Source organism: Flavobacterium sharifuzzamanii, from assembly GCF_003254585.1.
In the GTDB taxonomy this organism is placed as follows: domain Bacteria; phylum Bacteroidota; class Bacteroidia; order Flavobacteriales; family Flavobacteriaceae; genus Flavobacterium; species Flavobacterium sharifuzzamanii.
In genome coordinates this window covers 38,472-58,372 of sequence record NZ_QJGZ01000031.1, presented here as the reverse complement: position 1 = coordinate 58,372, position 19,901 = coordinate 38,472, and the positions used below count along the sequence as shown (strand labels likewise).

General features: G+C 33.3%; 21 protein-coding genes and 2 tRNA genes. 12 read left to right on the top strand and 11 right to left on the bottom strand.

Annotated features, from left to right (window positions below; genetic code table 11):
- Positions 1-71: 71 nt before the first annotated feature.
- Entirely contained in the window at positions 72-935 is an 864-nt protein-coding gene (locus tag DMA14_RS02105; RefSeq protein ID WP_111422753.1) for a hypothetical protein, read from the top strand.
- Positions 936-1,086: 151 nt separating this feature from the next.
- Here the strand turns inward: DMA14_RS02105 and rlmN are convergent, their stop codons facing one another.
- Positions 1,087-2,130 carry a 23S rRNA (adenine(2503)-C(2))-methyltransferase RlmN gene (gene rlmN / locus DMA14_RS02100; protein WP_091492539.1) on the bottom strand — a complete coding sequence of 348 codons (1,044 nt, stop codon included), beginning with the start codon at positions 2,128-2,130 and terminating at the stop codon, positions 1,087-1,089.
- 361 nt (positions 2,131-2,491) lie between these two features.
- On the opposite strand from rlmN, the gene DMA14_RS02095 reads away from it, so the two are divergent.
- The 6 genes from DMA14_RS02095 (at position 2,492) to DMA14_RS02070 (ending at position 7,223) form a co-directional block, all read left to right on the top strand.
- On the top strand, positions 2,492-3,052 hold the full coding sequence (locus tag DMA14_RS02095; protein ID WP_111422751.1) for a YceI family protein: 561 nt from the start codon (positions 2,492-2,494) through the stop codon (positions 3,050-3,052).
- A gap of 281 nt (positions 3,053-3,333) precedes the next feature.
- Positions 3,334-3,903, top strand: coding sequence for a YceI family protein (locus DMA14_RS02090; protein WP_111422872.1), 570 nt, complete (start codon positions 3,334-3,336; stop codon positions 3,901-3,903).
- A 5-nt stretch (positions 3,904-3,908) separates the two neighbouring features.
- On the top strand, positions 3,909-5,360 hold the full coding sequence (locus DMA14_RS02085) for a hypothetical protein (RefSeq protein WP_111422750.1): 1,452 nt from the start codon (positions 3,909-3,911) through the stop codon (positions 5,358-5,360).
- A gap of 11 nt (positions 5,361-5,371) precedes the next feature.
- Positions 5,372-5,923, top strand: a complete 552-nt coding sequence (locus tag DMA14_RS02080) for a hypothetical protein (protein WP_111422748.1) — start codon at positions 5,372-5,374, stop codon at positions 5,921-5,923.
- A 177-nt stretch (positions 5,924-6,100) separates the two neighbouring features.
- The gene (locus DMA14_RS02075) at positions 6,101-6,466 is read left to right on the top strand and encodes a hypothetical protein (RefSeq protein WP_111422746.1); all 366 of its coding nucleotides are present in this window, start codon (positions 6,101-6,103) and stop codon (positions 6,464-6,466) included.
- A 115-nt stretch (positions 6,467-6,581) separates the two neighbouring features.
- Entirely contained in the window at positions 6,582-7,223 is a 642-nt protein-coding gene (locus tag DMA14_RS02070) for an O-methyltransferase (RefSeq protein WP_111422743.1), read from the top strand.
- Between the two features lie 282 nt (positions 7,224-7,505).
- Here DMA14_RS02070 and DMA14_RS02065 read toward each other — a convergent pair whose 3' ends face one another.
- The 7 genes from DMA14_RS02065 to DMA14_RS02035 form a co-directional block, all read right to left on the bottom strand.
- Positions 7,506-8,069, bottom strand: a complete 564-nt coding sequence (locus DMA14_RS02065) for a phosphatase PAP2 family protein (protein ID WP_111422741.1) — start codon at positions 8,067-8,069, stop codon at positions 7,506-7,508.
- Positions 8,069-8,416: a Sec-independent protein translocase subunit TatA/TatB gene (locus tag DMA14_RS02060; protein ID WP_111422740.1), complete on the bottom strand. Its 348-nt coding sequence runs from the start codon at positions 8,414-8,416 to the stop codon at positions 8,069-8,071. The genes DMA14_RS02065 and DMA14_RS02060 overlap by 1 nt, the downstream gene beginning before the upstream one ends.
- A gap of 153 nt (positions 8,417-8,569) precedes the next feature.
- Positions 8,570-10,813: a M1 family metallopeptidase gene (locus DMA14_RS02055; RefSeq protein ID WP_111422738.1), complete on the bottom strand. Its 2,244-nt coding sequence runs from the start codon at positions 10,811-10,813 to the stop codon at positions 8,570-8,572.
- Between the two features lie 66 nt (positions 10,814-10,879).
- Positions 10,880-11,386, bottom strand: coding sequence for a DUF6702 family protein (locus tag DMA14_RS02050; RefSeq protein ID WP_111422736.1), 507 nt, complete (start codon positions 11,384-11,386; stop codon positions 10,880-10,882).
- Positions 11,383-12,138, bottom strand: a complete 756-nt coding sequence (locus DMA14_RS02045; protein ID WP_111422734.1) for a hypothetical protein — start codon at positions 12,136-12,138, stop codon at positions 11,383-11,385. Before DMA14_RS02045 ends, DMA14_RS02050 begins: the two co-directional genes overlap by 4 nt.
- Positions 12,128-12,853 carry a carboxypeptidase-like regulatory domain-containing protein gene (locus DMA14_RS02040; RefSeq protein WP_111422871.1) on the bottom strand — a complete coding sequence of 242 codons (726 nt, stop codon included), beginning with the start codon at positions 12,851-12,853 and terminating at the stop codon, positions 12,128-12,130. The genes DMA14_RS02045 and DMA14_RS02040 overlap by 11 nt, the downstream gene beginning before the upstream one ends.
- Positions 12,840-13,607 carry a carboxypeptidase-like regulatory domain-containing protein gene (locus tag DMA14_RS02035; protein WP_111422732.1) on the bottom strand — a complete coding sequence of 256 codons (768 nt, stop codon included), beginning with the start codon at positions 13,605-13,607 and terminating at the stop codon, positions 12,840-12,842. The genes DMA14_RS02040 and DMA14_RS02035 overlap by 14 nt, the downstream gene beginning before the upstream one ends.
- 163 nt (positions 13,608-13,770) lie before the next feature.
- Between DMA14_RS02035 and pepE the strand changes: the two genes are divergently transcribed.
- Positions 13,771-14,478 (top strand): dipeptidase PepE, encoded by a 708-nt coding sequence (gene pepE, locus DMA14_RS02030; RefSeq protein WP_111422730.1) that lies wholly within the window; start codon positions 13,771-13,773, stop codon positions 14,476-14,478.
- A 139-nt stretch (positions 14,479-14,617) separates the two neighbouring features.
- On the opposite strand, the gene DMA14_RS02025 is transcribed toward pepE, so the two are convergent.
- A tRNA-Gly gene (locus tag DMA14_RS02025) sits at positions 14,618-14,690 on the bottom strand.
- 94 nt (positions 14,691-14,784) lie between these two features.
- Positions 14,785-14,857: transfer RNA gene (locus DMA14_RS02020), tRNA-Gly, on the bottom strand.
- A gap of 135 nt (positions 14,858-14,992) precedes the next feature.
- Here DMA14_RS02020 and DMA14_RS02015 point away from each other — a divergent pair.
- Positions 14,993-15,430: a GNAT family N-acetyltransferase gene (locus tag DMA14_RS02015; RefSeq protein WP_203418237.1), complete on the top strand. Its 438-nt coding sequence runs from the start codon at positions 14,993-14,995 to the stop codon at positions 15,428-15,430.
- Between the two features lies 1 nt (position 15,431).
- Entirely contained in the window at positions 15,432-17,015 is a 1,584-nt protein-coding gene (locus tag DMA14_RS02010; RefSeq protein ID WP_111422727.1) for a L,D-transpeptidase family protein, read from the top strand.
- Here DMA14_RS02010 and DMA14_RS02005 read toward each other — a convergent pair.
- Positions 17,004-17,729, bottom strand: a complete 726-nt coding sequence (locus DMA14_RS02005) for a murein L,D-transpeptidase catalytic domain family protein (RefSeq protein ID WP_111422725.1) — start codon at positions 17,727-17,729, stop codon at positions 17,004-17,006. The genes DMA14_RS02010 and DMA14_RS02005 overlap by 12 nt on opposite strands.
- Before the next feature lie 200 nt (positions 17,730-17,929).
- On the opposite strand from DMA14_RS02005, the gene DMA14_RS02000 reads away from it, so the two are divergent.
- Entirely contained in the window at positions 17,930-18,142 is a 213-nt protein-coding gene (locus tag DMA14_RS02000) for a DUF5916 domain-containing protein (protein ID WP_111422723.1), read from the top strand.
- 102 nt (positions 18,143-18,244) lie between these two features.
- Complete coding sequence (gene gpmI, locus DMA14_RS01995) at positions 18,245-19,762, top strand: 2,3-bisphosphoglycerate-independent phosphoglycerate mutase (protein ID WP_111422721.1); 1,518 nt, start codon at positions 18,245-18,247, stop codon at positions 19,760-19,762.
- The last annotated feature ends 139 nt before the right edge of the window (positions 19,763-19,901 follow it).

The following is a 19,901-nucleotide window of genomic DNA, read 5'->3' as shown; positions in this document are numbered from 1 at the left end:
CACCAAAAATAGCTCTAACTAATACTGATTTGAATTCATTAACGTAAAAGAAAACCCAAAACTATTTATTTATGAAAACAAAATTTTTATTAATTGGAACATGTATAATTACATTGTCTTTTTTCATTAGCTGTAATTCTGATGAAAAAACAAATGACGGATCATCAGCTAAAATTACAAACGACGAAATTATAGCTAATTCTAAAATTGACGCCTCTGTAGAGGATGTTACTAATATTGCTGAAGACCAATTTAGTTCTCAGCTTAACGTAACTTCAAAACCAAGCGGACCAATAAAAAATTATCTTCCGAGCTGTGCCACAATCACAACCGTTTTAACCAATAATACTTGGACAAAAACAGTAGATTTTGGCGTTGAAGGCTGTACTTTGAATAACGGAAATACTGTAAAAGGAAAAATGGTTGTTTCTTTTTCAAACGATTTTACTTCTTCCACACAAACCATCAGCTACACTTTTGAAGGATTTTATCATAATGGCAGAAAACTTCAGGGAAGCAAAAGTATTGTGAGAACGATTAAAGAAACTAATTTATTAGTAACCCCACACCCTGTATCAACAGCTGCTATAGATTTAACGATTACTTTTGATGATGGAAAAGTTTATTCTAGAAAAGGAACTTTGGTAAAAGAAATGACTTCTGGTTACGATACTTGGTTTGACTGGGATGACAATGTATTTGTTGTTACAGGAAGCGGTTCTACAACTTTTCCTAACGGAGACACTTTTTCAGCAGAAATCACAACTCCTTTAGAGTTTAATGCTTCTTGCAGAAAATCTTTTGCAGTAAAAGGAATTGTTTCTATTACTAAAAATGGCGCTTTGGCAACTATTGATTATGGAAACGGAGAATGCGATACTCTAGCAAAAGTAACCAAAGATGGAGTTACAGAAGAAATAGATTTGAAAAAATAAAAGCATCCTTTTTGTCCAAAAAAAAGCATTAAAAACGAGAAATAAGTCTTGTTCTTAATGCTTTTTTTATACCAATCAAATGTCCCGAAGGGACATATCCATCCTTGTCAATATTTTTTTCTACCGATCAGATGCTCCTAGCGAAGTATTTTTATGCTTCTTTGTTGGCTAATTGTCCGCAGGCGGCGTCGATGTCTTTTCCTCGACTGCGACGTACTTTTACAACTACTCCAATATTTTCTAAAGCTTTTATGTAAGCCATGATCGATTCTTCTGAAGCTTGTTGGAATTCACCATCATCAATCGGATTATATTCAATCAAATTGACTTTACAAGGCACATATTTACAGAATTTAACCAAAGCATCTACTGAAGCTTTATCATCGTTAATCCCTTTCCAAACTACATATTCGTACGATATTTTACTTTTTGTTTTTCTGTACCAATATTCTAATGCTTCTCGTAAATCTTTTAAAGGAAAGTTTTTACTGAAAGGCATAATACGTGCACGTGTCTCATCTATAGCTGAATGCAGAGAAACTGCTAGTTTAAACTTCACATCGTCATCTGCCATTTTTTTGATCATTTTCGGAATTCCTGAAGTCGAAACCATGATTCGTTTCGGAGACATTCCTAAACCTTCTTCTGAAGTAATCATATCGATAGCTTTAATGACATTATTATAATTCATTAAAGGCTCTCCCATTCCCATAAAAACAATATTCGAAAGTGGGTGATTGTAATATAAACGACTTTCTTTATCGATAGCTAGAACTTGATCGTAGATTTCGCCAGGTTCTAGATTTCGCATTCTTTTTAATCTTGCTGTTGCACAGAAATTACAATCTAGACTGCAACCAACCTGACTAGAAACGCAGGCAGTAGTTCTGGTTTCTGTCGGAATTAAAACCGATTCTACCACAAGTCCGTCATGAAGACGAACGGCATTTTTTACAGTTCCGTCACTACTTTTCTGCATAGTATCAACCTTAATATGATTGATTACAAAATTATTTTCAAGCATTGATCTTGTAGCTTTCGCTACGTTTGTCATGTCTTCAAAACTGTGAGCACCTTTGCTCCATAACCACTCATAAACTTGATTTCCGCGGAAAGCTTTATCTCCATTTTCAACAAAAAAATCGCGAAGCTGGTCTTTTGATAAGGCTCGTATGTCTTTTTTCTCCATTTGCATGCTGCAAAGTTAATCACTTTTGTCATTTTTTGTTTGGTTTTTACATTCATTCTTAATTAAACCTCAAAAAAAGCCGCTCAAAAAATGAAGTTGACATTTCTCGACAGAGAACACAACAGCTTAATAAGCAAACAGTTAACTCTTGACTCTGTTTTACAAAAATCAAAACCCTAGGAACAACAAGGCTTTACACTCTTTACTATAACAATTTAATAAAACTTTCGCCATGATTTTTATCATTCCTTTTTCTTCGCGCGCGCGATAATTTTGATCCAAGAAATAAAGGAAATCATTAATTCATTAACCACTAACTGAATTCTAAAGCTTCCTTGTTTAACTGATTAACCTATACTTTATCAACATGAAAACAATTCAATCATTTTTACTGACAGTAATTTTTACAACAATGGCATTACAGGCAAATGCTCAAAAAAATTATAGTGTAGCTGCAAACTCAACATTTGAAGTAGCGGGCACTTCTACCGTACACGATTGGGTAATGAAATCTACAGAAGGAACAGGAAATGCAACCCTAATGGTTAAAGATTCTAAACTAGCAGGAATAAATAGTTTGACTGTTTCTTTATTAGCAGAGAGCCTAAAAAGCTACAAAGCAAGCATGGACAAAGTCGCTTATGAAGCCATGGATACCGAAACACACAAATACATTGAGTATGTTTTAAAATCTGCTGAAAAAGTAGATGAAACAACTTGGAATCTTACAGGAATTTACACTATTGCAGGCGTAAGCAAAGAATACAAAACTCAGGTAAAAGTAACCACCAACAAAGGAAGTTTTATTTTGCAAGGTTCTAATCAAATCACTTTTGGAGATTTTGAAATGACACCTCCAAAAGCGGCTCTTGGAGTTGTAAAAGCAGGAAAAGATTTGACTGTAATCTTCAATATTATTCTAAGCTAAATCTTATTCCTAACGTTAAAGAATTCTCCTTTTTTAACTTTTTACCAATTCAAACTAAATGTTAAAAATATCAATTTAATAAAATTTAGAGCCTTATTTATCGATCGCTCGAAAAAATGAAAACGTTGTAGTTATTAAATACCAATTTAATAAAATTTTAACAATGATTTTTATCATGCCCAAAGCTGGTTTATAGGCTGATCTTTGATACAAGTTAAAACACTTTAGAGATAGAATTGGCCGAGTTTATCTATTTTTTTAAAATCAAAATCACAATTAAAATGAAAACCCTTAAAATTAAATTATTCGCCCTTGTTATTGCAATTTTCGGAATTACCTCATTTGCGACAGCACAAAAATCATATGCTTTAGATAGCAAATCAACTTTTTCTGTAGCCGGTACATCTACACTTCACGATTGGGAAATGAAATCAGCTTCGGGAACTGGAACAGCAACTCTAAATATTGCTAACGGAAAGCTAACTGACATTGAAGCTTTGACTGTAACTCTTTTAGCTGAAAGCATTAAAAGCGAGAAAAAAAGCATGGATAAAGTTGCTTACGAAACTTTAAAAACAGATAAAAACAAAAACATTAAATATGTTCTTAAATCTGCTGAAAAAGTAAACGAAACGACTTGGGAACTAACAGGAACTTACACCATTGCTGGAGTTAGCAAAGTTTACAAAACTTCTGTAAAAACAACTGTCACAAAAGATGGCTTAAACCTACAGGGAACTAATAAAATCACTTTTACAGATTTCGGAATGAAGTCTCCGACAGCAATGCTTGGGACAATAAAAACAGGTCAAGACCTAACAATAAAATTCAATTTAAACTTTAATTTATAAACGCCATGAAGAAAATTTATATTCTATTCGTCACATTAATCAGCACATTTGCTGTTCAGGCACAGGTCAGTTTTGGAAACATGCAAAACCAAATCTCTAGAGGAAAAGACGGTATTAACGTTTTCGATGTACAAAAAGACAATCGAGAATTTAAAGGTCTTAGTATTGATCTTGGCGGTGCTTTCAACATGGATTTCCAAGCAACAAATTCATTCAACAACCAACCTGCTGCCGTTACAACTACGACTACTACACCTATAGGAACTACCACTAGAACAATTACTGGATATCATTTAATGAATAATGAAAACAATTTTACTCTTCCTGCTGCTGATATGTACATTGGCGCTCAATTGTTTGATGGAGTAAGAGTGAATTTAGATGTTTATTTAGCTTCAAGACACCACAATGATTCTTATGTAAAAGGTGGATACTTGCAAATTGATAAGTTAGACTTCATCAAAAAAGACTTCTTGGCTGATGTAATGAAATATGCTACCATTAAAATTGGGCAAATGGAGAACAATTTTGGTGATGCTCACTTCAGAGGTTCTGATAATGGTAATACAATCAGAAATGCTTTTGTTGGAAATAACATTATGTATTCTTTCACTACAGAAATGGGTATGGAGGTTTACTACAACAGAAATGGACTGGTAAGCATGTTAGGTGTTACAAACGGTAATTTAAATCAAAGTAATGAAGAAGTTTTTTACCCAGCTGGACCAAACACTAATACAACGCATAGCCCTTCAATCTTAGCTAAATTAGGTTACGACAAACAGCTTAATGAAGATTTAAGAGTAAGATTAACTGGTTCTCTTTATCATAATGCAAATCTTGGTAACGCAAACATATATTCTGCTAATAGATCAGGATTTGGTTATTGGGGTATATTAAATAATAACCCATATAAAAATACTATTACTAAGACCGATGCTAGTGGAAATGTTATTTCTACAAATACTACTGATGTCGCTACTAGTTTCAGTAAAACATCTACTCCAGAAGCAACGTTCAACCCTAATTTCAAAAATTGGGCTACGACATACATGATTAACCCTTTTGTAAAATATAAAGGACTTGAATTCTTCGGAACAATCGAATTGGCTTCAGGAGGAGATAAAGCTGGTACTGACGATAAACGTACTGCGAACCAATATGCTTCAGAGCTTATCTACAGATTTGGAAACACTGAACAATTCTATATCGGAGGAAAATACAATACCGTATCTGGAAAATTATCTAATGCTGATGCTAAAAAGGTTACCGTAGATAAATTTGAAGCAAGTGCTGGTTGGTTTATGACTAAAAACATTTTAGCTAAATTAAACTACGTTAATCAACAATATAAAGATTATTCACAATTTACAGGAGATCCTGCAACTGGAAATCTAAACAACTTTTATGGTGGTAAATTTGAAGGCTTAGTATTCGAAGCAACAATTGCATTCTAATATAGAAAAAAATGAAAACGAGATTTTCAATCTTAATTATGGGTTTAGTAGTTTTCTTTTTTTTAGGAAGTGCTAAACCCACTTTTTTTCCAGAAGATACAGCTGTGGTAATAAATAAAATAAAAATAGAAATCACAGGTCTATCAACTGTGGGCAAATACAATTGCTCAAACACATTTAATATAAATGACACTGTCTATGTAAACTCAGTTAAAAAAAACACCTTTAACACCGACATCAAAATGTCAAACTTTGATTGTGGCAATAAAATAATGACGAAAGATTTACAAGGAACAGTAAAAGTGAAAAAATTCCCCAACAGCACGGTTTCTATCAGTGATATAAAACCTATGGGGAAAAATTACAAATGCAGACTAAACTTTTTCATAACTGATAAAACACTCAAATACAAAGATTTTATACTATATAACACCGATGATAAAATTCAGGGAACACTTAGTTTGAAGTTCTCTGATATTGAGTTGGAGCCACCAGTAAAAATGGCTGGTTTGATCAAAGTCAAAGATGATATTGTAATTAATTTCAGTTTATACAAAAACTAATTTTAACATTAAAAAAAACAAAATAGTAAATACACAAAAATCAAAATTTGGCACAAGAATTGTTTTGCTCTAAAAAGAAAACATAATCTTACAAAGAGCTCAATCATTTTAAAATTTGTAATTTTATTTTTCAGCCATTTAACCTTTAAGTTTTATCAACCTAAAAAAATTGAAATTATGAAAAAACAAATTTTGAGTTTAGCTGTAATTGCTTTATTAGCATTCGCTGTTCAATCATGCGAGAAAAAAGAAAACAAACCTGCAGAAGATGAATTAACTCTTGGCAACAAAGTTGACTCTCTAACATCAGATATCGAAGAAGTAAAAGATACTGCAGTAAGCAAGGCCGAAAATGCTGCTACTAAAGCTAAAGATGCTACAGAAAAAGCAGCAAATGATGTAAAAAACGCTACTAAAAAAGCAGCTGAAGATGTAAAAGATGCTACTAAAAAAGGCGCTGAAAAAGTAGAAAATGCTGCAAAAGCTGCAAAAGACGGAACCGTAAAAACAGCTAAAGAGGTAAATGAAGCTTTGAAAAAATAAATTTCATCTAAATCTGAAACAGAAACCATCCGCCGTGAACGGATGGTTTTTTTTTATGCCTAATATTAAGGGCATATTTTTGTATTTTTGCAACTAAATTACAAGATACTACAACATGCATTTTATATCTCAAGAATTAGAAGATTATATCGAGCAGCATTCTGAAAAAGAACCAGAATTGTTGGCGAAACTTAACAAAGAAACTTACCAAAAAATACTTTTGCCTAGAATGCTTAGCGGCCACTTTCAAGGTCGTGTTTTAAGCATGCTTTCAAAATTGATTCGTCCAGTTAATATTCTTGAAATTGGGACTTATACTGGTTATGCAACTTTGTGTTTGTGCGAAGGAATGCAAGAAAATGGACAGTTACATACCATTGATATTAAAGAAGAATTGGTCGATTTTCAACGAAAATATTTTGACATGTCTCCTTGGGGAAAACAAATTTTTCAGCATTTGGGAGAAGCCGTAAATATTATTCCGGATTTAGACTTAAAATTTGACTTAGTTTTTATTGATGCTGATAAAGAAAACTATTTGAATTACTGGGAAATGATTGTCCCTAAAATGAATAAAGGCGGAATCATTTTATCGGATAATGTTTTATGGAGCGGAAAAATCTTAGAACCAGTTCATCCAAATGATGTTAGCACAAAAGTACTTTTAGAATACAATCAGCTTTTAAAAGATGATCCAAGAGTTGAAACGGTTTTATTGCCAATTCGCGATGGATTGACGGTTTCGAGGGTATTGTAAGCTTTAGCTTCTAAGGTACTGAGAAACTAAGGTTCTGAGATTCTAAGTTTTTAAACTAAAAATATACTATTGGGTTGCCTCCAGCTTTGGCTGGAGGAACATAATTTAAAATGAAAGGCTTTGGCCAAATTAAGATTACTTAATTTGGCCAAAGCCTTTTTATTTGTACATAAAAAACCTCCAGCTAAAGCTGGAGGCAATTCAATTATATAATTTTCAAAATCGTAAAGAAAAACCTTAAAACCTCAGTTCCTTAGCAACTTAGCACCTTTCTAAAAAACTCTATCCTGGAAAATACTGCGGTTTTAGCTTTCTATAAACTAAATAAAGTAAAAAACCGAAAAGTGCTCCGAAGAAATATCCAGTAAGGATATCACCTGGAAAATGCAATCCTAAATAAATTCGGCTGTAAGCAAAGATTAAAGGCCATAGAAATATAAACCCGAAATATTTGAAATAGCGTTTTAAAATCAAAAATAAGAAAGTGGCAACCGCCATAGTATTGGCTGCATGTCCAGAGAAAAAGCTATATGATTTTCTAACCTGTACAACTCGTATAATTGTGTTTACTTCTGGATCGTTACATGGTCGCAAACGCTGGAAAGTATGTTTGAATAAGTTACAGGTTTGATCTGTAAAAGCAATTAAAACAGCTATAAAAAGCAGTAAATACAGGGTTTGCTTTCCTCCTATTTTTTTATAAATAAGATAAAATAGAAATAAGAAAAATGGCGTCCAATACAACTGATTGGTAATGATAAGCCATAATTTATCGTAGGTTTCGGAACCTAATCCGTTAAGAAATATTAAAAGATCTTTATCTAATTCCTGTATTTTTTCAAGCATTACATTTGGCGTTTAATAGGTCCTGAAAGAGTGTCAATATCTTCTTTTACTTTTTCGATTTCAGTCGCAGTATCTCCTAAAAGATTTCCTGTATCGCCAAGTAAATTCGATTTTGCATTATTAATTTCTGCATTGATATTTCCAGTAATATCATTCAGAGATTTTGCATCAAGACCATTAGCCTCTGCTCCTTTCTGAATTTCGCTTTTAATATCATTAGTTGCATTTTTTAATTGAGCCATAGCTTTTCCCATTGTACGCGCGATTTCCGGCACTTTATCTGAACCAAAAAGCATTAGTACTATAAACAGTATAAAAACTAATTCTCCTCCTCCTATACCAAACATAACTTTTAATTTTGTAGTCGCAAAGATATTAAATTTTGCAGCTTAGAGTTTTAAAATTAACTTAAAAAGTCCTTGAAAATTCATTTAATTAAAATAAAAAAGCTCATCAAGCTTTTATAAACCTGATGAGCTTTTTACTTATTTTTAATTTACTTAGTCAAATTTTGACTTCGTTTCTACTTTTGGCCAAGAGTTATTGGTTACATCAATATCTGCCGTTAGCAATTGTGGGTCGATTTGAATGCTCTTAATTGCTTTTGTTGTTGCATAAACTTTTCTAGCCGTTTCATTACTTTTTCTCCAGATTTGAGCTGGATATTTGTAATTGTCTTTAGAACCGTCTTCGTAAGTAATCTCAACTAAAATAGGCATAATCATTCCGCCTGGTTTGTTGAATTCTACTTCGTAGAAATATTTAGGAGATTTAATACTAGCTTTTTCTTCAGCTGTAAAAGTCTGATCTACGTAATCTGCCAAAGGTTTAAAATCTTCTACTTTTAAAGCTTTTTTCTTAGAATCACTTACTTCCGCATTATCTCCAGACACTAAGTAAACAAAAGGTCCTTTTTCGAATCCAAAACGTCCTTTTCTAACTTTTACATCTTTAATATCTGTAGTCGGAGTATCAGAAACATAATATTGTTTCACATCTTTAATTCCGATATCTACAAAATCTGTTGAGTAGAACCAACCTCTCCAGAACCAATCTAAATCTACTGCTGAAGCATCTTCCATTGTTCTAAAGAAATCTTCTGGAGTTGGGTGTTTAAACTTCCATCTGTTTGCATACGTTCTGAATGCATGGTCGAATAATTCTCTTCCCATAACTACTTCTCTCAAAATATTAAGACCTGTAGCTGGTTTTCCGTAAGCGTTATTTCCAAACTGGTGAATGGTCTCAGAGTTTGACATAATCGGCTCTAAAAACTTTTGATCGCCGCTCATGTAAGGAACAATATTTTTTGCTGGTCCTCTTCTTGAAGGGAAATTTGAGTCTAATTCCTGTTCTGCTAAATATTCTAAGAATGAATTCAATCCTTCATCCATCCAAGTCCATTGACGCTCGTCTGAATTAACAATCATTGGGAAGAAAGTGTGCCCTACTTCGTGAATAATAACACCAATCATTCCGTTTTTAACTTCTCTGCTTGTTACACCATTTTCGTCAGGACGACCATAGTTCCAGCAAATCATTGGATATTCCATACCCTGATCTTCTGCAGAAACTGAAACAGCTTTGGGATAAGGATAATCAAAAGTATGAGAAGAATAGCTTTTTAAAGTATGAGCCACAACCATTGTAGAAGTTTCTCCCCAAAGCGGGTTTGCTTCTTTTGGATAAACAGATTCTGCCATAACAGTTCTATTTCCAATTTTCACAGCCATTGCATCATAAATGAATTTTCTTGAAGAAGCAATTCCGAAATCACGAACATTTTTAGCACTGAATTTCCAAGTTTTTTTCTTTTCAGAAAACCCTTTTTCAGCTGCTTCTGCTTCTGCCTGCGTTACAATAACAACAGGTTTATCAAAAGATTTTTGTGCTTGTTCGTATCTTTTTACCTGTTCAGCTGTAAACACTTCACTTCTGTTCATTAATTCCCCAGTTGCGTCGATTACGTGATCTGCAGGAACTGTAATATTTACGTCAAAGTTTCCAAAAGGAAGAGCAAACTCTCCGCTTCCCCAGAACTGCATGTTCTGCCATCCTTCAACATCATTGTAAACCGCCATTCTTGGGTAGAATTGTGCAATTACGTATAATTTATTGCCATCTTTCTCGAATAACTCATATCCTGAACGACCGCCTTCTTTTCTATAGTTATTAATATTATACCACCATTTGATTGAGAAAGAAATTTTTTCTCCTGGCTTTAAAGGTGAAGTCAAATTAATACGCATCATGGTTTCGTTGATCGTATAAGACATTGCGCTTCCTTTAGCGTCTTTAACTTGTTCAATATTAAAACCGCGCTCTAAATCTTTTTTCAAATATTTAGAAGAAAAACCATCAAGTGGCAAAACCTGATTGATTTTATCACTTTCAGCCAATGAAGTTTGTGTATTTGCTTTTGCCTGATTTTGATCTAATTGTATCCATAAATACTCCAAACTATCTGGTGAGTTATTCGTATAAGTGATTGTTTCAGATCCGCTTAATTTTGAATTTTTATCATCCAATTCAACATCAATCTTATAATCTGCTTGTTGTTGGTAGTAAGCTGGTCCTGGAGCTCCAGAAGCCGTACGAAACATGTTTGGTGTTGCCAATAAATCGTACATTTGGCTAAACTTGTTTGTGTCGTACTTTCCTTGTTGTTTGGCAGGAGCTGTTACTGGTTTATCCTGCGCCACTAACATTGCAGGAAAAAGCAATAATAATGAAAGTTTTTTCATAAAAATTTAATGGTAATTTCTTTAGGCTGTGAAAATAGTAATTAAAACATTAATTTTATCAATACCTTAATATTTTAACAATTCTTTCCTTGAAGATTCTGTAAAAAGTACACTTCTTTTTGTGTCAAATGCTGAAATATGTGTAATATTTTGCTGTTCTGAATTCCAATCGACCAAAATAGTGTTTGAAATCTCAAGCGTTTTGAATTTATCAATATCCTTTATTCTGGAATAACATACCAAAACATCATCTGCTTCAACTTCTTTAGATAAAAAAGTTATCACTTTTGATTGCCCATTTACTTTAATTAAAAAATGTTCTGATAGATATTTTTTTAATAGTTCAACATCTGCAGGAGTTTCTTTGCTTGTACCAACAAATGTCTTTTTGTGATACTTTTTCTCCATCGCATTATTCAAATCATCAATAAAAATGCGGGAAGTAATTTGCAACATTTTCTTTTCTGAAGCATAATTCACCTGAAAAACACCAACATAAAATTTATGAAAAGCAAATGCTGAAAACAATATAAACAAACCCCCCAGCAAAGGGAAAACTAACTTTTTTTTCATTTTTGAACAGCCTCAGCTTTCTTAAATTCTTTATTCTTATTGATCATGAAATCCATCAACTGAAACTTCTGATCTGGATCTACCAATTCTTTAGAATGCGGGTCGTTTGAGCAATACATTAAGAAAAGCTCTAATTCGTCATCTTTAAGATTAAGAGTTTTGGCATAAAAATCTTTTGTAAAATTATCTTTGGCATATTCTACAAAAGCAATATCTGTAACTTCTTCTTCCCTTACTTCGTCTTTTTTACTTAAAAGCTTTTTGACGTCTTTAAAGATTCGAACAAAATCGGTTCCATATTTTATAGTCTGATCAGAAAGCATCGCATTGTTTTTTGCGGTAGACTGTTTATCATCTTCAAACTGCATATCTACATATTTCTGTGAACCGCCTTGCATCGATTTCACCTTTAATTCTTTATGAACCACAACTTCTTTAAGCTGATTATTAACCAAATCCAATTTGATTTTTAAAAGAACTTCAGCGCAATCCTTTTCAGTTAAAACTACTTTTTTTGATTGAAATGACAGACCTGAAAACAGCAAGGTGTCTTTTGGCTGCGCCATTATATCAAATAAACCGCCAGCCCCAATAAATGTTCTGACATTAGCATTAACATTCATTACATAACCACTTTCTATGGCTAAAAAATCATTGATAACCTGACCGTGTAATGGCTTCCTAAAACCGTTTTGCCCTAATACAAATTGACAAAATAAGCATACAACGAGTACTCCTAATTTATTTTTCATTTTCGAGAATTGTTAGATATTTTCTTGCTAGATCTGTGATTAAAAACATACTCATTGTTTTGTTTTTAGTATTCAAAGATACAGCAAAATCGGCATCATCTACACAAAATAATTGAAATCCTTTTATATCATCCACAGGAATCTTTAATCGATTCGTGTAATAATTCTCTTCAAAAAGATATTCCAATTTTCTAAAAAGAGCTTCTTTTTTCTCTACATTCACTTCCTTTTTCAGCATCGCAGTTCGTCCCGAAATTGCATTTAAAAGCTTATCTACTGATGTCGAAGTTGCAGTATAGACCTTTCGTTCTGCAGGCGTATATTTTTTTTGTCCGTATGGAATGATTCCTAAATTCTCAGCAGTTATATTGGCATTTTCATTCACTACCACTTCTTTCAACTCTACTTCTTTAGCAGTCATTTTTATAACCAAAAAATTGGCAGTCATGTCTTCCGCAGTGATTCTATGCTTAACAGGATTTAAATTTACTGCTGAAAAAACCAAAACATCTCCTTCTCTGACCGCAATTGAAAAACTGCCATCAGAATCCGAAACTGTTGCAGCTTGAGTGGCATTATTTATAATATTTACCCCCTCAACAGGAGTAGACTGTTCCTGCACCTTCCCTGTCAATAGTTTAACATCATTTTTTTGTCCAAAACTTATTTGAACCAAAAGAAAAACAACAATCGATATAACTCTACTTATTTTCACCAGCAATCATTTCTTTATACTTTACAGCCAACTCTCCAAGCAAAAACTCCGTAGAAGTTTTATTTTTAGAATTCAAAATCACAGTAAATTTCTCATTCTCTACAGCATAATATTCAAAACCTTTAACATAATTTGCTGGGATTTTTAATCTTTCAACAAAATGCTCCAGCGTAAACATATTTTCCAAAAGCCTCATAAAAAACTCCTTCTTTTCTACTGCAACTTCTTTCTTAAGCATAGCCGTTCTTCCTGAGAAAAAATTTAGCAATGGATCTGCAGAAATAGAACCTCCAGCCATTGTTCCTCCATTTGCAGTTGCATTTAAGGCAGTCGCTGTTTGCAGTTTACGTTCTGCTGCAGTATATTTCTTCTGTCCCATAGGAATTACCCCCAAACTTTCAGCATTAATATTATCATACCTCTTTACAACAACCTCTTGCAATTGATACATAATCATGGTAAGATTGACAGCAAAATTGAGATTTGAAAAATCTTCTTGCTTCAATAAAACTCTTTTTTCTTTAAAACTTATTGAAGAAAAAACCAAAATATCATCTGCTTTTGCAGAAATCGAAAAAGATCCAAAAGCATTTGTTGTCACGGTTTCTTCTGTTTGCGCATTGATTACATGTATGCCTTCTAAATCTGAAGCATTTGAAACCACTTTACCGTTAAAAACAGAGCGATCCTGGCTTTGTGACCAGCAAGCTTGCCCAGCCACAATAATTAAAAAACAAGTAATTTTCTGAAGCAAAATAAAGTAATTTAAAAATATTCTTAAAACGGTAAAAATATCCTAAGTCCTTCCAAATTTAATATTAATAACTTGGTAAAAATTTGTTAATTAAAACATTAAAAAAACAAAGAAAAACAGAGTTTTAATTATCTTTAACAAACAAAAATTGAGTTTAAAAATCATGAAAAGCATAATCATTGCAAGCACTTCTACTTTACACGGAGGCAACTACTTAGAATATATTTTACCTACTTTAAAAACGCATTTTAAAAATTGTAAAACAATCTTATTTATTCCTTATGCTCGCCCAAGCGGTATTTCGCATGATGAGTACACAAAAAAAGCTGCAGAGGCTTTTAATACAATTAACATCAGCGTCAAAGGAATTCATGAATTTGAAAATCCACAGGATGCAGTAAAAAACGCTGAAGGAATCTTTACAGGAGGAGGCAATACTTTTTTATTGGTTACCCAACTTTACAAAAACAATATTATGCAGTTACTTTCTGAAACTGTAAAAAATGGCACACCCTATCTAGGATCAAGCGCAGGAAGCAATATCTGCGGTTTATCAATGCAGACAACAAACGATATGCCCATTATTTACCCTCCAAGCTTTCAGACTTTAGGACTAATTCCTTTCAATTTAAATCCGCATTATCTGGATGCTGACTTACAATCTAAACACATGGGAGAAACTCGTGAAACAAGAATTAAAGAATTTCACGCATTTAATTCAATCCCGGTTTTAGGCTTAAGAGAAGGAAGCTGGCTAGAAGTTAAAGGAGAAAAAATCACTTTAAAAGGAAATTTATCTGCTCGTTTGTTCCAACAAAACCAAGAAGCTCAGGAATTAGAAACAGAAAGCGATTTAAGCGATTTAAAATAAAATCCAATCTAAAATTCCAAATTCCAAAATTAAGTCAACATAATGAATACAGAATTGGAATTTGGAATTTTAAAAATATTGGAATTTACGTCTAGTCTAAAAACAAAAAAGCCTCAAACAATGTTTGAGGCTTTTGAAGAGCGAAAGACGAGGCTCGAACTCGCGACAACCAGCTTGGAAGGCTGGAGCTCTACCAACTGAGCTACTTTCGCATTAATCGGGTGCAAACTTAAAAAATTTAATTTTTAAAACAAAATAAAAATCAAAAAATTTATTTTCACATAAGTAAAACGTGTTTACTTTTAGAGCGAAAGACGAGGCTCGAACTCGCGACAACCAGCTTGGAAGGCTGGAGCTCTACCAACTGAGCTACTTTCGCATTGGTTGTGCAAATATAGAAAGAAAGTTCAGTTCAAAACAAGCTTTTGGGCAAAAAAAATCAATAAAAATCAACATTTTTTTATAACTTATTTAAAATTAAAAAGTTATAAAAGCAATATTTTTTCAAAAAATCATGATTACAATTAAAGAAATTCCATCAAAAGAGACTTATGCCGTTCGTCAACCTGTTTTAAGAAAAGGAAAACCTATAGAAAGTTGCGTCTTTGAAGGAGACGATCTAGAATCTACTCATCATTTCGGCTTATTTGAAGACGAAAATTTAACAGGAATTATTTCGTTATTTGAAAAAATCAACCCTATATTTGCCGCTCAAAATCAAGCACAGATTCGAGGGATGGCTGTTTTAGAAACCCATCAGAAAAAAGGAATTGGCGAGGCTTTGGTAAGACATTGTGAAGCGTATTGCAATAATAGCAAAGTCGACTTGATTTGGTTTAATGCCAGAACTGCCGCTGTCGGATTTTATCAAAAAATAGACTATAAGCCTCTAGGCGAAGCATTTGAGATTAAAGATGTTGGCGAACATTATTTGATGTTTAAAAAATTATAAAATGAGAATACTTTACTCTTTAGTAGTAATATGCCTTTTAGTAGGCTGTAAAAAAGAAAGCCCAAAACCCGCACCTAATATCAAAAAAAAGGCACCGGCAATTATACTTACTGATGAGAGAACTGTCGAAATTGACACCGCATTAATAGGAACTTTTAAAAGCGAAACCTTAAAACAATTTTACGTTGCATCTGAAAACCAAACTGTATGGGGAAATCTTAAAAAAAGAACTTTTGTTTTATCCCAATTAGAAAAATCAGAAGAACTAGGCTTAGAACCAGAAGACTACAAAATATCTCAACTTAAAAAATTCGAAAGCAAAGTAGCTTCGCTTAGTGATAAAGACGTGGTTACGTATGATATCTTACTGACTTATAATTTTGAGAAATATCTAAGCCACATATATAAAGGAAAATTAGACCCTAAAAAATTGTACACCAATTGGGATTTGGATGAAAAAGAATTTGATGTAAATTCTATTTTAATTAAAGGATTCAATAAGAATAAATTAGACAGCATTGTTGAAAATATTCAGCCTAAAACACAAACCTACAAAGAACTACTAAAAGCTCTTGAAATCATTAATACTTTTCCAGACGACAATGTAAAAGCTATTGAATCTGCTGATAAAATTGTTTTAAACGACACTAACCCTGCTTTAATAAACATTAAAAAAAGGCTTTTGTACTGGAACGACATGTCTGGAAAAGACAGTCTTTCCAATATTTATAACCACAAAACTTTTGAAGCCGTTAAAAGATTCCAAGAAAGGCACGGTTTAGCTTCAGATGGAGTTATCGGAGCAGGAACTATTCGTGCTTTAAACTATTCTAAAGAAGACAGAAAAAAACAGATAATTGCCAATTTGGAACGTTGGAGGTGGTATCCGTCAGAATTGGCTGAAAATTATTTTATTATCAATATTCCTGACTACAGCTTAAATGTTGTTGAAAATAAAGACACCACTTTGGTTAGAAATATTGTCGTAGGAACCAGCAAAAGAAGAACCCCTATTATTACTTCGTTCTTAAAGACAGTTGTTTTTAATCCGACTTGGACTGTTCCGCCAACGATTCTAAAAGAAGATGTCGTTCCTGCAATGAAAAGAAACCGAAATTATTTGGCTAATAAGAATATCACAATTTACGATACTGCCGGAAAGGTAGTTTCTCCGATGGCGTGGAATGAAAACAAACCAAACAACTATCGCTATGTACAAAGCCCTGGATACGATAATTCTTTGGGATTAATGAAAATCTTATTCCCAAATCATCATAGTGTTTATCTGCACGACACCAATCACCGAAATATTTTTGGACTCAATAACCGTTCTATGAGTTCTGGATGCGTACGTGTTGAAAATCCACTAGAACTTGCCCAACATATATTAGATGTTGACGGGAACTGGCCGCAAGACAGAATTGACACTATTATCGCGAGTAAAACGACAATGAGCTTCAAGATTACCAAAAAATACGCTTTATACCAGTGGTATTGGACAGCATGGAGCAAAAAAAATCAGCTCATTTTCAGAGCTGATATTTATGATTTAGATTCGGATTTATATGCGCAACTAAGAAATTAGCCTCTCCTCCATCGCAAAACTTCTCGACGGATGGTAGATATATAAACACGATTTGTCTTTTATTAATTCGATAATCTCATTTGTCAATTCAACTGGAACCGCTGGACAGCCTTGGCTTCTGCCTAATCTTTTATGATCTCTAATGAAAGATTCAGAAACATAGTCTGCGCCATGCATTACAACACCTCTTTCGCGAGCATTGTCATTTACGCCATTTTCTAAACCATCTAAACGCAATGAAGCACCGTGTTTTCCCTGATAAATTTCACCAGTCGCATAAAAACCTAAACTGCTTTTAAATGATGAATTAAGATTTGAAAATGCCGAAGCAAACTCTTCGCCCGTATTTCTACCGTGAGCTACAAGCGAATTAAACAAAATTGTATTACTCGTTAAATCAATCACCCACAAACGTTTTGTGTTTGATGACAAACTGAAATCAATCAGTGTTAAGATGTTTTTCTTAATCACTCCTCTTTCTTTCAACAAATAAAATCCTTTTAAAGCTTCTGAGAAAGTTTTAAGCTCAGGCATTTTAAAGTTGTTAGAATTTAATGAATTATAAACGCTTTCGATTTTAGAATCTACTGTAACTTTTTCGACTTTAGCAATCGTCTTTACAGTCGCATTTTTTTTAAGATCTGCTGTGTTTTTTGAATCTTTTCCAAAAGACAATAGCAAAAACACAAATAACGGATAAATTTTGTAAATCATTGAATTTCTTTAGGTTAAACAAAAATTTGGGTATCGCAAAAATATAAAAAAATCATACCGAGCAAAATACGAGCCTGATTTTCAGGCGCTTTTTGTTTAAATTTTAACATTATACGGTCTTTCTGTAAGATTTTATCTTATGCTGAAAAACAAAATATTTTTTTTACTTTCTTAAAAAAAATTAAACAAAAATTAAAATCTTGAATTCAAAACACACAACTCTACTCGCTTTGAATGAGTTATTAATTAAAGCTTTTAGACACAGTGCTGCGAGACTATTAAACAATGATGTCTTAAAACAAGTCTTTTCTGTTAGTGTAAAATACTTTATTGACTATAATGCTCTCAAAAATAAAGTCGGAAAAAGAGCTTCCCGTGAATTAATTTTAAAAAATGAAGCCTTCTTCAATTAAATCAATATTTTTTTTTATAGTTCATTTTATTAAACATAAATGTAACATTGCTCAGGTTTCAAACTTTAGAAATGCCTTATATTTGTAGAAAACAAAAATGCAATGAACAAAAAAGTTATCCTTATGATTTTGGATGGTTGGGGAAAATCTCCTGACCCTAAAGTATCTGCAATAGACAATGCAAATGTTCCTTTTATAAACAGTCTTTATAAAAACTACCCAAGCGCACAGCTTAGAACTGACGGATTAAATGTTGGTCTTCCAGAAGGACAAATGGGAAATAGCGAAGTTGGACACATGAATCTAGGTGCAGGAAGAATTGTATACCAAGATTTAGCCAAAATAAATTTAGCTGTAGAACACAAAACTTTAGCAAAAGAGCAAGTTTTAATTGACGCTTTTACGTACGCTAAAGACAACAATAAAAAAGTACACTTTTTAGGATTAGTTTCAGATGGTGGTGTTCACTCACATACTTCACACCTTCGCGGATTAATAGATGCTTCTCAAGAATATGGTTTAGATCAGGTATATGTTCACGCTTTTACAGACGGACGTGACGTTGACCCAAAATCTGGAGCAAAATATATTCATGATCTTGAAGATTATATTAAAGATACTCCTGTAAAAATCGCTTCTATCGTTGGACGTTATTATGCGATGGATCGTGATAAACGTTGGGAACGTGTAAAATTGGCTTACGATCTTCTTGTTAACGGCGTTGGAACTCCATCAACAAATGCTGTTGCAAGTGTTTTGTCAAGCTACGAAAAAGATGTAACTGACGAATTTATCGAGCCTGTTGTTATTGTTGATGACAATGCAAAACCTCTCGCTACAATTGTAGAAGGCGATGTTGTAATCTTCTTTAACTTTAGAACCGATAGAGGACGTGAACTTACTGAAGCGCTTTCACAGCAAGATTTCCACGAGCAGAACATGCACAAACTAAACCTATATTATGTAACATTGACAAACTACGACGAAACGTACCAAAACGTAAAAGTAGTTTACAATAAAGATAATATCACTGAAACGCTTGGTGAGGTTTTAGAAAAAGCAGGTAAAAAACAAATCAGAATTGCAGAGACTGAGAAATATCCTCACGTAACATTCTTCTTTTCTGGCGGTAGAGAAACTCCTTTTGAAGGCGAATCAAGAATCTTAAGAAACTCTCCAAAAGTAGCAACTTACGATTTAAAGCCAGAAATGAGTGCTTACGAATTGGCAGATGCTCTTGTTCCGGAATTGAACAAAGGTGAAGTTGATTTCGTTTGTTTAAACTTCGCAAACGGAGATATGGTTGGACACACTGGAATTATGGAAGCTGCAATTAAAGCTTGTGAAGCTGTTGACGCTTGCGCGAAAAAAGTAATTGACGCCGCTCTTGCAAATGATTATACTACAATCGTAATTGCCGACCACGGAAACTGCGAAACCATGATTAATCCTGACGGATCTCCAAATACTGCGCACACAACAAACCCAGTGCCGATTATTTTGGTTGACAAACAACTAAAAAACATTCAAGATGGTGTGTTAGGCGATATCGCTCCAACAATTTTAGAATTAATGGGAGTTCAACAGCCAAATGCTATGACTTGTCATTCATTATTGTAGAAATATTTTTCTTTATATAAAAAGAGGTGAATTCTAAGAATTCGCCTCTTTTATTTTACATATAATTCTACGCCAATACTCCAGCGGAGTATAATATTTATAGCCAAACAACATTGCTCCGAAAAAAAGCTCCAGCGGA

Bases quoted from the DNA above. Each gene is read 5' to 3' on its own strand.
- DMA14_RS02105 (WP_111422753.1), top strand. From the start codon at position 72: ATGAAAACAAAATTTTTATTAATTGGAACATGTATAATTACATTGTCT.
- rlmN (WP_091492539.1), bottom strand. From the start codon at position 2,130: ATGCAAATGGAGAAAAAAGACATACGAGCCTTATCAAAAGACCAGCTT.
- DMA14_RS02095 (WP_111422751.1), top strand. From the start codon at position 2,492: ATGAAAACAATTCAATCATTTTTACTGACAGTAATTTTTACAACAATG.
- DMA14_RS02090 (WP_111422872.1), top strand. From the start codon at position 3,334: ATGAAAACCCTTAAAATTAAATTATTCGCCCTTGTTATTGCAATTTTC.
- DMA14_RS02085 (WP_111422750.1), top strand. From the start codon at position 3,909: ATGAAGAAAATTTATATTCTATTCGTCACATTAATCAGCACATTTGCT.
- DMA14_RS02080 (WP_111422748.1), top strand. From the start codon at position 5,372: ATGAAAACGAGATTTTCAATCTTAATTATGGGTTTAGTAGTTTTCTTT.
- DMA14_RS02075 (WP_111422746.1), top strand. From the start codon at position 6,101: ATGAAAAAACAAATTTTGAGTTTAGCTGTAATTGCTTTATTAGCATTC.
- DMA14_RS02070 (WP_111422743.1), top strand. From the start codon at position 6,582: ATGCATTTTATATCTCAAGAATTAGAAGATTATATCGAGCAGCATTCT.
- DMA14_RS02065 (WP_111422741.1), bottom strand. From the start codon at position 8,069: ATGCTTGAAAAAATACAGGAATTAGATAAAGATCTTTTAATATTTCTT.
- DMA14_RS02060 (WP_111422740.1), bottom strand. From the start codon at position 8,416: ATGTTTGGTATAGGAGGAGGAGAATTAGTTTTTATACTGTTTATAGTA.
- DMA14_RS02055 (WP_111422738.1), bottom strand. From the start codon at position 10,813: ATGAAAAAACTTTCATTATTATTGCTTTTTCCTGCAATGTTAGTGGCG.
- DMA14_RS02050 (WP_111422736.1), bottom strand. From the start codon at position 11,386: ATGAAAAAAAAGTTAGTTTTCCCTTTGCTGGGGGGTTTGTTTATATTG.
- DMA14_RS02045 (WP_111422734.1), bottom strand. From the start codon at position 12,138: ATGAAAAATAAATTAGGAGTACTCGTTGTATGCTTATTTTGTCAATTT.
- pepE (WP_111422730.1), top strand. From the start codon at position 13,771: ATGAAAAGCATAATCATTGCAAGCACTTCTACTTTACACGGAGGCAAC.
- DMA14_RS02015 (WP_203418237.1), top strand. From the start codon at position 14,993: ATGATTACAATTAAAGAAATTCCATCAAAAGAGACTTATGCCGTTCGT.
- DMA14_RS02010 (WP_111422727.1), top strand. From the start codon at position 15,432: ATGAGAATACTTTACTCTTTAGTAGTAATATGCCTTTTAGTAGGCTGT.
- DMA14_RS02005 (WP_111422725.1), bottom strand. From the start codon at position 17,729: ATGATTTACAAAATTTATCCGTTATTTGTGTTTTTGCTATTGTCTTTT.
- gpmI (WP_111422721.1), top strand. From the start codon at position 18,245: ATGAACAAAAAAGTTATCCTTATGATTTTGGATGGTTGGGGAAAATCT.